The sequence below is a fragment of the Ensifer sp. LC163 genome (assembly GCF_001695855.1).
GTDB lineage: Bacteria > Pseudomonadota > Alphaproteobacteria > Rhizobiales > Rhizobiaceae > Ensifer.
The window spans coordinates 1-13,768 of the sequence record NZ_MBSS01000023.1; the positions used below are offsets into that span (position 1 = coordinate 1).

Annotated in this window: 14 protein-coding genes and 2 pseudogenes; 6 read left to right on the plus strand and 10 right to left on the minus strand. The window is 60.4% G+C overall.

What is annotated here, in order from left to right; genetic code table 11:
* From BC360_RS31685 to BC360_RS18295, 6 genes and pseudogenes are all read right to left on the minus strand, one after another.
* Nucleotides 1-111: pseudogene (locus tag BC360_RS31685) on the minus strand (electron transfer flavoprotein subunit alpha/FixB family protein); the annotation flags it as partial.
* A gap of 148 nt (nucleotides 112-259) precedes the next feature.
* Nucleotides 260-1,009 carry an electron transfer flavoprotein subunit beta/FixA family protein gene (locus tag BC360_RS18275; protein WP_065796404.1) on the minus strand — a complete coding sequence of 250 codons (750 nt, stop codon included), beginning with the start codon at nucleotides 1,007-1,009 and terminating at the stop codon, nucleotides 260-262.
* Between the two features lie 143 nt (nucleotides 1,010-1,152).
* A complete protein-coding gene (locus BC360_RS18280; RefSeq protein ID WP_208858202.1) occupies nucleotides 1,153-2,577 on the minus strand; it encodes an aspartate ammonia-lyase in 1,425 nt (474 codons plus the stop codon).
* The gene (locus BC360_RS18285; protein WP_065785346.1) at nucleotides 2,578-2,949 is read right to left on the minus strand and encodes a cupin domain-containing protein; all 372 of its coding nucleotides are present in this window, start codon (nucleotides 2,947-2,949) and stop codon (nucleotides 2,578-2,580) included. It abuts the gene before it with no gap.
* Nucleotides 2,950-3,341: 392 nt separating this feature from the next.
* Nucleotides 3,342-4,346 carry an NADP-dependent oxidoreductase gene (locus tag BC360_RS18290; protein ID WP_065796406.1) on the minus strand — a complete coding sequence of 335 codons (1,005 nt, stop codon included), beginning with the start codon at nucleotides 4,344-4,346 and terminating at the stop codon, nucleotides 3,342-3,344.
* 34 nt (nucleotides 4,347-4,380) lie between these two features.
* Nucleotides 4,381-5,244 (minus strand): alpha/beta fold hydrolase, encoded by an 864-nt coding sequence (locus BC360_RS18295; RefSeq protein WP_065785348.1) that lies wholly within the window; start codon nucleotides 5,242-5,244, stop codon nucleotides 4,381-4,383.
* 304 nt (nucleotides 5,245-5,548) lie between these two features.
* Between BC360_RS18295 and BC360_RS18300 the strand changes: the two genes are divergently transcribed.
* Nucleotides 5,549-6,157 (plus strand): TetR/AcrR family transcriptional regulator, encoded by a 609-nt coding sequence (locus BC360_RS18300; protein WP_065796407.1) that lies wholly within the window; start codon nucleotides 5,549-5,551, stop codon nucleotides 6,155-6,157.
* Between the two features lie 91 nt (nucleotides 6,158-6,248).
* Here BC360_RS18300 and BC360_RS18305 read toward each other — a convergent pair whose 3' ends face one another.
* The 4 genes from BC360_RS18305 to BC360_RS18320 form a co-directional block, all read right to left on the minus strand.
* Complete coding sequence (locus BC360_RS18305; RefSeq protein ID WP_065785350.1) at nucleotides 6,249-7,691, minus strand: DUF1254 domain-containing protein; 1,443 nt, start codon at nucleotides 7,689-7,691, stop codon at nucleotides 6,249-6,251.
* 197 nt (nucleotides 7,692-7,888) lie between these two features.
* Nucleotides 7,889-8,458 (minus strand): OmpA family protein, encoded by a 570-nt coding sequence (locus tag BC360_RS18310; RefSeq protein ID WP_065785351.1) that lies wholly within the window; start codon nucleotides 8,456-8,458, stop codon nucleotides 7,889-7,891.
* Nucleotides 8,459-8,485: 27 nt separating this feature from the next.
* Nucleotides 8,486-8,911 carry a cysteine rich repeat-containing protein gene (locus tag BC360_RS18315; RefSeq protein WP_065796408.1) on the minus strand — a complete coding sequence of 142 codons (426 nt, stop codon included), beginning with the start codon at nucleotides 8,909-8,911 and terminating at the stop codon, nucleotides 8,486-8,488.
* A gap of 142 nt (nucleotides 8,912-9,053) precedes the next feature.
* Nucleotides 9,054-9,323 (minus strand): hypothetical protein, encoded by a 270-nt coding sequence (locus tag BC360_RS18320; RefSeq protein WP_065785353.1) that lies wholly within the window; start codon nucleotides 9,321-9,323, stop codon nucleotides 9,054-9,056.
* Between the two features lie 254 nt (nucleotides 9,324-9,577).
* Between BC360_RS18320 and BC360_RS18325 the strand changes: the two genes are divergently transcribed.
* The 5 genes and pseudogenes from BC360_RS18325 (at nucleotide 9,578) to BC360_RS18340 (ending at nucleotide 13,762) form a co-directional block, all read left to right on the plus strand.
* Complete coding sequence (locus tag BC360_RS18325) at nucleotides 9,578-9,916, plus strand: DUF2147 domain-containing protein (RefSeq protein WP_065796409.1); 339 nt, start codon at nucleotides 9,578-9,580, stop codon at nucleotides 9,914-9,916.
* Between the two features lie 171 nt (nucleotides 9,917-10,087).
* A pseudogene (locus BC360_RS32780) lies at nucleotides 10,088-10,278 on the plus strand (hypothetical protein); the annotation flags it as partial.
* Nucleotides 10,279-10,798: 520 nt separating this feature from the next.
* Nucleotides 10,799-12,625, plus strand: a complete 1,827-nt coding sequence (locus BC360_RS18330) for an adenylate cyclase (protein ID WP_065796410.1) — start codon at nucleotides 10,799-10,801, stop codon at nucleotides 12,623-12,625.
* Nucleotides 12,626-12,761: 136 nt separating this feature from the next.
* Complete coding sequence (locus tag BC360_RS18335; protein ID WP_065796411.1) at nucleotides 12,762-13,553, plus strand: DUF2092 domain-containing protein; 792 nt, start codon at nucleotides 12,762-12,764, stop codon at nucleotides 13,551-13,553.
* Nucleotides 13,550-13,762, plus strand: a complete 213-nt coding sequence (locus BC360_RS18340; protein ID WP_065796412.1) for a hypothetical protein — start codon at nucleotides 13,550-13,552, stop codon at nucleotides 13,760-13,762. The genes BC360_RS18335 and BC360_RS18340 overlap by 4 nt, the downstream gene beginning before the upstream one ends.
* Nucleotides 13,763-13,768: the final 6 nt, after the last annotated feature.

Sequence of the window (13,768 nt, forward strand, 5' to 3'; positions counted from 1 at the left end):
GGCCACCAGCACATGCACGTCGCCGCCGATTTTACTCGCCGCCGTCAGCGCCTTTGCCGTCTGGTCGGAAAGGTGGCTGCCGTCGTGATCAGCCAGAAGCAGAATAGCCATGGTTTTGTTCTCCAAAATTGTTGGTTCCTGAATCCGTCAGGCCCTGCCGAAAACGGTGAGGCGCGAGAACCGGCGCGCAGCGTACTGAACGTACGTGAGCACCGGAAGCGCAGCGACACGCCGTTTGCTGGCGGGCCTCACGGATTCCTCAAAGCACGCCGGCTTCGACTTTAAGCTTTTCGACCAGTTCGGCCACCGACTTGACCTTGATGCCGGCCTTGCGGCCTTCCGGCTCCTCGGTCTTCAGCACCTTCAGCCGCGCCGTCGTGTCGACGCCGAAATCGGCCGGCGTGTGTCTGTCGAGCGGCTTCTTCTTCGCCTTCATGATGTTGGGCAGCGAGGCGTAACGCGGCTCGTTCAGCCGCAGGTCGGTGGTCACCACCGCCGGCAGCGTGATGGCGATCGTCTGCAGACCGCCATCAACTTCGCGCGTCACGGTTGCCTTGCCATCGCCGATCTCGACCTTGGAGGCAAACGTCCCTTGCGCCCAGCCCAAGAGCGCCGACAGCATCTGGCCGGTCTGGTTGCTGTCGTCATCGATCGCCTGCTTGCCGACGATGATCAGCCCCGGCCGTTCGGCCTCGGCCACGTGCCTGACGATCTTGGCGACGGCGAGCGGCTCGACCGGGTCGTCGGTCTCGACCAGGATGGCGCGGTCGGCACCCATCGCCAGCGCCGTCCTCAGCGTCTCTTCGGCCTTACCAGGACCGACCGACACGACGACGACCTCGTCGGCCTTGCCGGCTTCCTTCAGCCGCAGCGCCTCTTCCACCGAGATCTCGTCGAACGGGTTCATCGACATCTTCACATTGGCCAGCTCGACACCCGAGCCGTCCGCCTTCACCCGGATCTTGACGTTGTAGTCAACCACCCGCTTGACCGTCACAAGTATTTTCAATCTATGCAACTCCTTGATGTTGCTCAGCTCTCACAGGCTGGCGGTCCATAAATCGAACCGCGAACCCGCTCCATCTTCTTGTTTTCACGTATTTCCGGACCGAAAGCCGCTTCGGGCTTTTGCTCTAGGTGGCCGCGCGACTGTCATTGGCGTGCGACGGCGGTGAAGACATCGAGGCAGCTCCGCTTCAACTCGTCGAAATCTTCCTGTGTCATCAGCCCAAGATCGGAGACCGTTTGCGCTATCGTGCGGCCACTTTTCCCGGCTATCGCTGCGACCCTCGCGGCACTCTCGTAGCCGATGCGCGGCACCAGGGCAGTGGCCAGCATCAGGCTGTTGCTCACCAGCTCGTGGCAACGCTCCACATCCGCCTCGATCCCTTCGACGCAACGCTCCGACAGCACGGTGATCGCTCTGGCCAGGATGCGGATCGACTGCAGCACATTGAACAGCATCACAGGTTCCATGGCGTTGAGTTGGAGCTGCCCTGCTTCGGCGGCGAACGTCACCGTCAGATCATTGCCGATCACCTGATAGGCGACCTGATTGACGACCTCAGGAATGACCGGATTGACCTTTCCAGGCATGATCGAAGATCCGGGCTGCACGGCCGGCAGCTTGATTTCCCCGAACCCGGCACGCGGCCCGCTGCTCAGCAGCCGCAGGTCGTTGGCAATCTTCGAAAGCTTCACCGCAATGCGCTTCAGCACGCCCGAGAACGTCACGAATGCGCCGAGGTCCGAGGTGGCCTCGATCAAATCCTTGGCAAGTACCAGCCGCTCGCCACTGATCTGCGAAAGATGAGTGACGGCGACCGGCCCATAGCCCGCCGGCGTGTTGATGCCCGTTCCGATTGCAGTGCCGCCCAGGTTCAGCTCTCTCAACAGCTCACTGAGCTGGTAAATCCGCTCGATATCCTCTTCCACGGTCACCGCGAACGCGGCAAATTCCATGCCGAGCGTCATCGGCACCGCGTCCTGCAGTTGGGTACGCCCGACTTTGGCGATGGTGGCGAACTCGCGCGCCTTGTCCAAAAAGGCGACACGCAGGCGTTCCTGAGCCCGCGTGAGCGCGCCACATTGGCTGAGGACGGCAAGGCGCATCGCCGTCGGATAGACATCGTTGGTCGACTGCGAGCGATTGACGTGGTCGTTCGGATGCAGATGCTGGTAGTCGCCCGGCGCATAGCCGGAGTTCTTTAGGGCGACGTTGGCGATCACCTCGTTGGCGTTCATGTTCGTCGACGTCCCTGCTCCGCCCTGGATCATGTCAACGACGAAAGACTGATGGTGCTGTCCGGCGATGATCTCGTCGCAGGCGGCGACAATGGCCGCGGAGACATCCGCGTCGAGGGCACCACATTCCGCATTGGCAAGGGCGCAGGCCTTCTTCACCTGCGCGAGAGCCACCACGAGTTCCGGGAAGTGGCTGAGCGGCACATCCGTGATCGAAAAATTGGCAACGGCGCGCGCGGTCTGGATGCCGTAAAGGCTTGCGGCGGGCAGCACGATCTCGCCGAGAAAGTCGCGCTCGGTTCTGCAGGGTTCCACGATTTCCAGGCTTTCCAGTTAAATGTCGCGCGTCGCGGCGACGTAGCTCTTGCTGATCCGGTCGGTCACGATCGTCCACAGGACAGGCGTGCCCTTGGCGATGATCCAGCTGTCACCGGGGCCGTAGGAGATCGTGTGGCCGGTTGTCTCGTCGGTCAGCTCCAGCCGTCCCGACAGCAGCGTCGCATGTTCGTGGAACGCATAGACGGCGCGATATTGCCCGCGCGTTGCGACAAAGACACCGCCGAAAACCTCACTCTGCGGCGAACCCAGATCGAAACGGCCTGCGACGCGAACGTCGCCCTCGATCGTCACCGCACCAATGTCCTCCGGCTTCCCCCAGTCGGCGAGCCCGCACTCCTCGTTAACCGGCCTATACAACTTCATCATGCGGTTTTCCTATTTTTGAAGCCTTGGTGGCAGGCGAAGCAGTGGGGCGGCGGCGATCGCCCCACGCCACCATCCTGGCATTCGATGACGGCGCATCGTGTTCGGCCAGGCAAGTCCGGGCACAGGTCGCTTTGCAGCCCTTTCGTAATCTCGTGCCTCTTAGTCTTAGGTCGAACGCGGCGTCAGAAAACAACAGTTTTCTTTTTCCCGGCTTAGGACACTCCTAAACAGCGCGACGCTCCATTCGAATACTTCATGCGATCTTTGAGCATAGACCGAGGGCATCGGCTGGTTTGGCTGGAATGGGTCGTGGGACCAATTGCACAAAGACTTGCATTCGCCCAACTCGACGCGGCAGGGCTCGGCGGCAGCGCCGAAGGTGAGAGCCGGAGCTATCGTTTCACCGTGATGACGACCTTGCCTTTTGCGCGTCCCGTCTCGACGTAGGCCAAGGCATCGCCAGTCTTTTCAAAGGGGAAAACCTTGTCGACGACCGGGCGGATCACGCCCGCTTCAATCAGGGAAGCGATCTCGCTCAACTGTTGACCCTGCGCTTTCATGAACAGGAATGAATAGCGAATGCCGAGGCTTTTTGCTTTTTTCCGCACACCACGGCTCAGCAGGCTCATCACCAGTCTCAGGAACAGGTTCAACCCAAGCTCCTTGGCGAATTCGGGGTCGGGCGGACCCGAAATCGAGATGACCAGGCCGCCTGGTTTCAGCACGCCAAGAGACTTTTCGAGCGTCTTGTTGTCCTGGCTGTTGATGACGAGATCATAGCCGGAAAGGATCTTCTCGAAATCCTGCGTTTTGTAGTCGATAACCACATCGGCGCCGAGGCTTTTTACCAGCTCGGCATTTCTTGCGCTCGTCGTCGTCGCAACCGTCGCGCCGAGGTGTTTCGCAAGCTGGATCGCAAAGGTCCCGACACCGCCGGATCCGGCCTGAATGAAGACTTTCTGGCCGGGTTTCAGCCTGCCGACTTCCACCAGCGCCTGCCAAGCAGTCAGCCCCACCAACGGGATGGAGGCGGCCTCTTCCATGCTGAGGTTCTTGGGCTTCAGCGCCACGTCCGCTTCATTGATGGCAATGAACTCAGCGAATGTTCCCACTCGATGATCGCGCGGCCGCGCATAGACTTCGTCGCCTACCTTGAACCACCGAACTTTCGGACCGATCCGAATGACGGTCCCTGCAATATCGTGACCCAGGACAAACGGTGGGCGATACGGCAGAATAAGCTTGAATTCCCCGTCCCTGACCTTGGAATCCAGCAGGTTCACGGCGGTAGCGTGAATCTCAACCAGGACATCCCCGTCCCGCAACGCCGGCTCTGGCATATCGGCCAAACGCAAAGCGCCCTTCTTCTTGTATTTATCGACAACGAATGCCTTCACGGCGTTTTCTCCAATTTGTATTTCTGTGGCGGCCTCAGGCATCGAGGAAGGACAGGGCCTTCGGCACGAAGTCGGCGTAATTCTGGAAAATCCCGCCATGCCCAGCATCGTCGTAGAGCACCAGTTGCGAGCCCGGGATGCGGCGGGCCATATCGGCGCTGTGCGCGGTCGGCACCATGATGTCATTGTCGCCATTCGCGATCAGGACAGGAATTCGGATGCTGCCGAGATCTTGAGGCGCCTGCTGTCCCCAGGCCTTGATCGCCTTGAGCTGCCGCAGGAAGGCACCGGGCGTGGGTCCTTTGTCGCGATCTGCCTTGCGCTCCTTCAGCCTTTCCAGAAAGGCCTTCGCGGCTCGGCGACCATTGGCCGTTGACGTGAAAAACAGGTAGAATTTTGGGTCTCGCAGCGTCAGCAAACCCTTGATCATCAAAGGCCAGGACACCTGCCCCACCTTGTCGATACCTTTGCCGCCCGCTGGGCCTGTGCCGGTCAGAATGAGTTTGCGCACCAGGTCCGGTGCTTTCAGCGCGATATCCTGCGCCACAAATCCCCCCAGCGAAAAGCCGAGCAGATCGACCTTTTCGAAGCCTAGTGCGCGGATCAGGGCGATCGCATCCCGCGCCATTTCGTCGATGGTGACAGGCGCTTTTCCACCTGACGCACCGATACCGCGATAGTTGGTGGCGATCACACGATGCTTGCTGGCGAGGCCATCGACAATCCGCGGGTCGAAATTGTCCAGAACCGCGCCCCAGTGGTTGAGAAGGATGAGCGGAACGCCGGTCCGGGGGCCGAGGTCGCGATAGGCAAAAGTAGTCCCCCCAACGCTGATCGAGAAATTCGGCGCATCTAGGTAGCGCGCACCCGATCCGAGATAGCGGACAGAACTGGTCATGGTTTTCTCCAATATATGGGCCGGACGGCGGTCTCACGTCCGGGGGGCCGGTCGGCCGGATGCGCCTTCGGTACGGGCTTTGTCTTTGCCTCTTCGCTGCGGGCCGGCGGATGGCGCGGCCCGTGAAGGGCAATGCGGTTCCCACCTGTCAAAATTATTGATGACGTTTATCATCATTAATGTTAGATGATGCTCGTAATCAAAAATGTCAAGCGGATTTTTTGCTGGTTCGAGGACGCGCGACCGTCTTAATGGCCAGAAGTTACATCGCAGGTCGTTCCTGCCAAAGATGGAGTGAGCAGACATGAAGGTGACGCGAGACAAGATGGAGGAGAACCGCCAACAGGTCATAGAGACGGCGGCGCGTCTGCTGCGCGAGTGCGGTTACGACGGGATCGGCCTCGCCGACATCATGAAAAACGCCGGACTGACCCATGGCGGCTTTTATCGAAACTTCGCTTCGAAGGATGATCTGGTGATCAAGGCCAGCGAACGTGCGATCGCGGACACGCAGGCGGTGCTGGAGGATGCGCTAGCCCAAACGCCGCAAGATCCATTTCGCGCGTTGATCGAGGTCTATGTCTCATCGGCACATCGCGACGGCACCGGCTCGGGATGCATTCTGCCAGCACTGGCCGCAGACGCTGCACGGCGCAACGACCCCGCTCTCCGCGCCGCCTTCACGTCCGCTATCCAATATTACGTTGAGCAGATCGCAAAACTTTCGTCCGCCAGCCCGGCGAACAGCCGTCACAGACATCCCGCCGCCATCCTTTCGGAAATGGTTGGGGCGATCATTTTGTCACGGGTGATTTCGGATACCCATCTGCGGGATTCGTTGCTCTCTGCGGTGGTGACAGATTTGGTTGAGAGCGAAGGAAGTCATACTGCTTCGCAACTGGAGCGGGCGTGAGCAGAAGGACCGCGGATAAGGCGGGGCTGGGTCGCCTTGTTCGCGGATCGCAATCTTTCATCCGGCTGGATGAAAAGCTCAGTGTGTAGTATCAGCTGACCTTTCTCACCGACGGTATCGTCCAGGACCCGTCAATGATGGAGGGATTGCCCTCGTTGGGCCAATAAAGGCGCATCATGAGGATAAATTTTCCTTCGGGCGCCGGCAGCCAGTTTGACTCCTTGTCCGCTCCCGGCGACTCGTGCTGGATGAACAGGTCGATCGAGCCATCCGGATTGGCCTTGAGCGGTTGCCGTGCGCTGATCGAGTAGCGGTTCAGCGGATTGTCGACAAAGAAGTACCCCGCATCATACATGGTCAATGACCAGAAACCGGCAACCGGCGGAGTGAGGTCTTTCTTGAACGTCAGTACGTATTTTTCGGAGCCGTTATACGCCCGCTTGATCACCCCGCTGTCGGACTTCATCGACGTTGGGTAGATCGCATCCTGTGGCCGGTTTGCCCCGAGGCCGATCGCTGTGATCAAGGCACGCTGGATATAATTGGTGCCATAGATACCGGCCTTTGTCGTGAAGCCCCAGCCATCGATGTCCTGAATGTCGCCGTCGCTGAATTTGAAATGCATCATGATGCGGGCAAAGCCGACCTGCGGGACGCGCTTCGCAAAAGCGGGATCAAACTTGCTCTTGTCGAAGTCCTGGCCAGGAACAATGCCCAGCTCGGCCAGCTTGGCGACCATCGGCGCATCCGCATCGGTCGGCGGATTACTTTTCAGGAGCTCGGCGAACAGGGTGAAGTATTCGACCGCGTCCATCTTGTTGACTTGCTCGCGAACGGCAGTCTTCATGTCGATTGCCGGATCGACCTTACCCTTGGGTGCCGTCCAGTCCTTGCCCCATGCGCTCAGGGGATAGAGCTTCACCTCATCCTGCAGCTTATGGACTTCGGCGTAGTCCTCCGGGGTACCGGTGCAGTAGATGCGCCCGAGCAGCCAGACGATGCTCGTCGAAGACTTGTATTGCTTTACCCCCTCCGGCAGCGTGCCTTCCCAGCCGGGGCCGGTAACCACGAATGTCTGCGCCCCCGTGCCGGTGGTCCGCTTTCCGGGAACGTCGAACACTGTCGTCCAGCCATCCAGCATCGGAAACAGCGCATAGCGATCTTTCAGATCGGGCAGGCTCACCACCCATGGCTCGTCACCCACATCAAAGAATGCGGTCGTGTAGAGCGTATCGGCGTTGGGCGCCGTCACGTCCCGGAATTTGGCGTCCGGGTATTGGCGCAGCTTGATGACATGCCCCATCGGGCCCCGGGTTCCTTCCGGCTCGACGACGTTGGTGATCACGCGTCTGGTGATCTCCATTGTCACGAGAGGATAGGCATAAATGTAGGCCTCGACCGCCAATGCGAATTCGTCGAGACCCTCGGGCAAGTCCGCGATCAGCCCATCAGCGGCGGTCGCCGGTGAACCGATTGAGCCCGCTGCCATCAGGCCGAGACCGGCCACCGTCAACTCACGTCGTGTAATATTCATGACTATTCCTCCAAAAAAATCCAATTTGTGATGAAATGCGACTGGCCCAGTCGATGTTGCCGACGACATAACGGCCGCCATAAGCTTGGTAATACCCCCCACCACAACGCCACACGATGGCGCGGTGATGCTGGTTCTGACGAAGCCGGCAGGGAACGCGCCACCCTGACTTCAAGATGAAAAACCAATCAGGCCTGCTATTTGACGAGCCCGAGATTGATCAGTTGAACCCGTCGGTTTTCCGCCGCTTTCGGGTTGGCTGGATCGAGCGGCCACTCCTCGCCCACACCAATCGAATACAAACGGTCTGGTTTGATCGCAAACGTGGTCGAAAGGGCCTCGGTTATGGCATTGGCGCGTTGCGCGCTGAGTTCGAGATTGTGGTTGGCGTCGCCCGTCGCGTTCGTGTGGCCGACGACGAGAAACTTATAGCGCCGCAGGTTGGGATGATGCAGCGCGTCGGCAATCAGGCCGACCGTGCGGTAGGACTTTGGTTCGATGGCGACGGAATCGTTCTCGAATTCGATCTCGACGATCAGTTGCGACAGCTTGGAGAGTTTCTGCCAGTTCGGGAGGTTGGCGACACCTTTGCCCGCATTTGCCGATGCCTCTTCCACCAGAAGCGCGATGTCGATCGCGGGCGCCGCGCTTTCTATCCGTCCGAGCGTGCGCACGAGTTGCGTGTCGTTGAGCTCCTGTGCCAACGCCTGACCAGAGGACAGTGTGAGGCCGATCGTCAGCAAAGCGCTAAATCCAATGTTTTTCATTGCCTTGTCTCCTGTTCCCAACACGGATCAACGCCATCCGGCGTCGATGATGGCCTGACCGCACTGCCCCTCGTTCACGCGCGTCGCCTTGTTCAGGCAGGAAAGGACATTGCCCTCACCTTTGACGCTTTTGCAGTACTGAGCGATGTCGTGTTTGCAGACCGTCGCGAAGGACGACTGCGCCGCCTCGCGTTGCTTGATTGACGCGATCACGTTCGCCAGTGTCATGGTGCAGGTCGGCGAGACTTTCCCCGCGTGCTGCTCGAGGCAGGCCTGAATGCGGCCGCCGCCGAGGTTGAGGCCTTTGCAGTATTTCTTGATATCCGAACCGCAGTCGTTGGCGAGTGTGCTCACCGCGTCGGCATAACTGATGCTGTCCGCCCGGCTGGCGCTGGTGAGGGCAAAAGCCGCGAGGGCTATCGCTCCTGCGAAAACTGCAAGTCTGTTCGTCATGGCATGTCCGATCGAAAACAGCGTTGAAATCGGCCATCCCCTGGCCGCCGGGCAGGGTGTTGGCCAGCGCCGACATGCTCCACGCGATTTGCCGAAAGGAAAGTAGTTTACAGTAGCTAACGTCCCCACTGGCGCCGTGTTGTCATTTCCGCGGATGTGGAAACTGCACGACGGCAGCGTTGTCGAGGGCCGTCGTTATTTCGTCCCGGAGGACGTCCACGAGCTCCACGTACTCGGCAAGACGCTCGCCCCCATTGGGGCCGGAAGTCTTTTCCAACGATAGCCGCAGATGATCCGCGGTGGCGAAGTCATGGCACAAGTCGCGGAAGTTCTCATCGCGGGCGGCGAGTTCGTCGATCAGACTTGTTCGGGACGGGAAACATCGTTTCGCGAGAGAGACGTCGTATCCCATGAGTGGCTCCCCAAGGCCTGTGCCGCACCAGAGCGACGTCGACGAACTTCCGTCAATGTCGCATGATGCAGCAAGGTTCCACTCTTGCACCGTTTGTTACAGTGGCAACGATGTAGCGCGCGCCATACAAGCCGGTGCCCCACACTGCGCAGGCGACGAACACCGCTCCCTACAGCGAGCCTACCAGATGTTACGGGCGCGCGAGGGCGAGCAGGCGTAGGTTCCGGGCGAAACTTCCATTCAAAGGAGCATCCATGAAGCGCATCTTCACCATCGCTGCCGCCTTGACGCTGGCTACAAGTATCGCTCGCGCAGAAGACCCGATCGTTGGCAACTGGAAGACCGAATTGGGCGATACCGCGGCGATTGCTTCATGTGGCGGAGGCTACTGCATCACCTTGAAATCCGGCAAGCATACGGGCAAGCAGATCGGCACCTTCCACGGCAGCGACGGCAGCTATTCCGGAAAGATAACCGACCCCGATGCCAACAAGACCTATGATGGCTCCCTTACCGTCTCGGGCAACGCACTGAAGATGAAGGGATGCGTCCTGAAGGTCGTCTGCGAATCTCAGACCTGGCCACGCCTCTGAAGGGATAAGCCCCACCTCTCGCACGGGACGACGACAAGCGGATGAGACCTCTGTGTCGAACACTTGACGTTACAACCATCGCCGTCACCCTGGCGCTGGCCGCCCCCCGATCTTCTCCGCGTCGCCTGTTGGGGCCCGCCGCGCTGACGCAGCCTGCGGTCGACACGGCTGCGCGGCGTCGTAATCGTCAGTCCGAACCGCCGCTGGCGGCCGGGCGGTGTAGTTTCGGCAGGCGCGGCCGTCGGCTTCTTGCGGGCGCTGCCACGGCATTGGTCGCCGGGTCGCCGCCACAATCCGGCCATTGCTGGCACTATACGAACCGCGCCCGCACGACGCGGTTCTGGAACGTCTGCCCGAACTGACGGACACGCGTCTTCTGCTGTTCGAAGTTCTTCCCCGGTCGTCATTCGGCGACCTCACCTGCAGGTCACCGTCGACTTATCTTGTGTCGGGCTCCATGGTGCTCCACAGATACACCGACCCACGCTTGGCAGCGGCATGCGCATACCTGCCGTCACGCCCTAACCGGGCGATACGCTTGACCATCCATAATGCGGGCAGACCGCCGATCGCGCAGGATGCCGCGACCCCGCACTCCGCCGCCGGAAGCCTCGAATGCACGACCCTGTCGGGTCATCGCAACGAAATGAGCTGCCCGATCTCCACGCCGACATTGAAAATCAGCGGCGCCAGGGGCACGTCGCCCGCTGGAGGCCCAATCTCGGTCAGCGCTTTGGGCGGGCGCCCCGGATCAAGCCAACAATAACGTTACATTAGACCGGTATGTTTCTGGACGAGCCGGTCCCGTCAGCGTAGGTTACACCAACGGACGCTAACTAAATCTGTGATTGTCACGACTGTGTGCGTATTGGGGAGCAATCGATGGACATATCTGTGGCACACGGCTCGGATGACAGGGAAGGATCGCAAGGATTTTCGCCAAGTGCAGCAGAGATTCGTGAGCAGCTCGCGCGCATCATTTCCAGTTCGGAATTTCCGCGAGCTGGCCGCAGCGCGGCTTTTCTCACTTTCGTCGTCGAGGAGGCCCTGGCGGGGCGCGCACAGCGCCTGAAGGGCTACACGATCGCGATCGAAGTGTTCAAGCGCAGCGAAGACTTCACCCAGGACGATCCTGTCGTCCGCATCGAGGCTGGGCGGCTGAGGCGCACCCTCGAGCGCTACTATCTTGTCGCCGGGCAGCACGATCCCATCAGGATAGACATTCCGAAAGGGCGTTACGCGCCTTCGTTTGTCTGGAGCGACGTTGCATCGACGAACCTCAAGAGCGACGCTGTCGAGGACGGCCCGCGTCTCGGCCGGCTCCGGCTGTCTACCCGATGGCCGATCCTCGCTGGTCTTGTCGGCATAATCGGCGTGGTGGCGCTGACACACTGGGCAGCCGACCTGGTAGTCGCGGTTTCGAAGCAGGCTAGCACCACCGAGGGTCCAGATGAGCCGACGCTGGTGGTCGCACCTTTTGCCAATCTGGGTGACGGGCCGCAGGCGGAGCTCTACACGGTCGGGCTGACCGAAGAGCTGCTCACCGCCCTGCCGCGCTTTAAGGAGCTCAAAGTCTTCGGCCGCGAGACATCGAAGTCGCTTTCCCCAGGGGTCGAAGCTTCTGAAGTTCGTGGGGGGCTGGGCGCTCGTTATCTGCTGGCAGGCGGCGTCAGGGTGTCCGGTTCCAAGGTCCGGGTGACGGCTCGCCTGTTGGACACATCCGACGGAGCAATCCTCTGGTCGCAGAACTACGACGACGACCTGACCAGCCGCGAACTCTTCGCCATCCAATCCGATGTCGCGAGCAAAGTTGCGACGGCTGTTGCCCAGCCTTACGGCATCATCGCACAGGCTGCCACAGCCAGCCCTCCCCCGAACGACCTCGGGATCTACGACTGCACGCTTCGTTTCTATGCATATCGCGCAGAACTGAGCCGGGAGACTCATCTGATCGCCCGAGACTGTCTTGAAAGCGCCGTTGCACGATACCCGGCCTATGCGACCGCATGGGCGATGTCGTCCATCGTGTACCTCGATGAAGACCGCTTCCGCTTCAACCTCAGGCCCGGTCAGCCGACGCCGCTTGACAGGGCGCTGCGCTCGGCACGACGGGCGATTGAACTGGAACCGGGAAACACCCGCGCGCTTCAATCTCAGATGATTGCATTGTTCTTCAACCAACAACTCACGGAGGCGCTTCAAGTCGGCGAAGAGGCACTGGCAACGAACCCGAACGACACCGAGCTGTTGGGTGAGTTCGGAACGCGGCTCGCAATCTGTGGTCAGTGGCAGCGCGGCGCGGATCTTCTTGACCGAGCGCTTGCGCTCAATCCCGGCGGCGCAAGCTTCTATCACGGCGTGCGAGCGCTCGCGGCCTACATGCTGAACGACCGTGATAAAGCCGTGAGCCTCATCCGGAAGACGGATCTGCAGAAGTTCCCGATGTATCACCTGGTAGCAGCCGCCATCTACGCCGACGCCGGATTGCTGGATGATGCGCGGCGCGAGGGAGAGATCTTCATGAAGATGCGTCCGGATTACATCCCGAACATCATCGAAGAACACAGGAAGCGCAATATCCAGCCGAAGGACAACCTCCGGATGATGGCCTCGCTCCGCAAGGCGGGCCTCCCGGTGCCGAGCGCAGCAGAAGTAGAGGCGAAAGCATTGGCCTCCGCAACATCATCGCCCCTGGGGCCTGCGCGGTAAGCAGATTCTACTGTTCGGATCGCACAGAGCCTACAAGAGGTTACGGGTGTTCGGTCTCCGTGGCACTTACAGTTTGCCGGTGATGGCTGCCAGCCGGCGGCTGATGCCTACCACGCACGCACGGAGGCTCCGGTCGATGATCCGCAAGAACACTAGATTTACTCTTTCAGTCGCGGCGTTCGCTCTCATGTCGGGGCTGATGGCGCAAGCAGAAGCCATGGCGGCAGAAGCCGAGGCAAAAAGCCTCCTCAAGGCGATGTCAGACTATCTCGCTTCGCAAAAGGCGATTTCCTTCGCCTACGACTCAAACCTGGAAGTCGTCACGGGAGACCATCAGAAACTGCTGCTGGCGAGTTCCGGCAAGATCGAGCTGGGGCGGCCGGACAAGCTGCGCGCCACACGGTTTGGCGGCTTTGCCAATGTCGAAATGGTCTTCGACGGCAACACCGTGACGCTCTTCGGCAAGGACGCCAACCTTTATACCCAGGTCGAAGTTCCCGGCACGGTCGAGCATCTGGTCGACGCGATGCGCGACAAGCTCGGCAAGCCGGTCCCCGGCGCGGACCTGCTCCTGCCCGACGCCTATGACAAGCTGATGGAGGGCGTAACCGACGTGAAGGACCTCGGCAGTGGCGTGATCGGCGGCGTCGAATGCGACCACCTCGCCTTCCGGGCGAAAGACGTCGACTGGCAGATCTGGATTGCGCAGGGCGAAAACCCCCGTCCCTGCCGCTACGTGATCACCGCCAGTCAAGTTGATCGGGCACCGCAATACAGCATCCAGATTTCCGACTGGAAGACCGGCGTCGATGTCGTTGCGCAGGACTACAGCTTCGTCAACGGGACCGACGCCAAAAAGGTCGACCTGAAGGATCTCGCCGACATCGACGAACTACCCGATCACCTGAACATGGGAGACAACAAATGACCGCGCAGGGAAAACTGAAGGCCGTTCTGTTTATTGCCGCGTTGCTGCTCCCCGCGATTGATGCCGCAGAGCAGGTGTCGACCCGCGGGCTTTACAGTCTTCCGAGGCCCGCCGAGGCGCGTGTCGGCCGTCCGTTGACACCTGTCAGCGTCGCGGGCGTGGCACGGCGAACCGTGCGGCGCTGCGCCGTCGGCGTCTACTACTGCTAGGGCCCG

Excerpts from the sequence above, each read along its gene's own strand:
- BC360_RS18305 (WP_065785350.1), bottom strand. The coding sequence starts at position 7,691 with ATGAATATTACACGACGTGAGTTGACGGTGGCCGGTCTCGGCCTGATG.
- BC360_RS18310 (WP_065785351.1), bottom strand. The coding sequence starts at position 8,458 with ATGAAAAACATTGGATTTAGCGCTTTGCTGACGATCGGCCTCACACTG.
- BC360_RS18330 (WP_065796410.1), top strand. The coding sequence starts at position 10,799 with ATGGACATATCTGTGGCACACGGCTCGGATGACAGGGAAGGATCGCAA.
- BC360_RS18285 (WP_065785346.1), bottom strand. The coding sequence starts at position 2,949 with ATGATGAAGTTGTATAGGCCGGTTAACGAGGAGTGCGGGCTCGCCGAC.
- BC360_RS18315 (WP_065796408.1), bottom strand. The coding sequence starts at position 8,911 with ATGACGAACAGACTTGCAGTTTTCGCAGGAGCGATAGCCCTCGCGGCT.
- BC360_RS18320 (WP_065785353.1), bottom strand. The coding sequence starts at position 9,323 with ATGGGATACGACGTCTCTCTCGCGAAACGATGTTTCCCGTCCCGAACA.
- BC360_RS18340 (WP_065796412.1), top strand. The coding sequence starts at position 13,550 with ATGACCGCGCAGGGAAAACTGAAGGCCGTTCTGTTTATTGCCGCGTTG.
- BC360_RS18335 (WP_065796411.1), top strand. The coding sequence starts at position 12,762 with ATGATCCGCAAGAACACTAGATTTACTCTTTCAGTCGCGGCGTTCGCT.
- BC360_RS18295 (WP_065785348.1), bottom strand. The coding sequence starts at position 5,244 with ATGACCAGTTCTGTCCGCTATCTCGGATCGGGTGCGCGCTACCTAGAT.
- BC360_RS18300 (WP_065796407.1), top strand. The coding sequence starts at position 5,549 with ATGAAGGTGACGCGAGACAAGATGGAGGAGAACCGCCAACAGGTCATA.
- BC360_RS18325 (WP_065796409.1), top strand. The coding sequence starts at position 9,578 with ATGAAGCGCATCTTCACCATCGCTGCCGCCTTGACGCTGGCTACAAGT.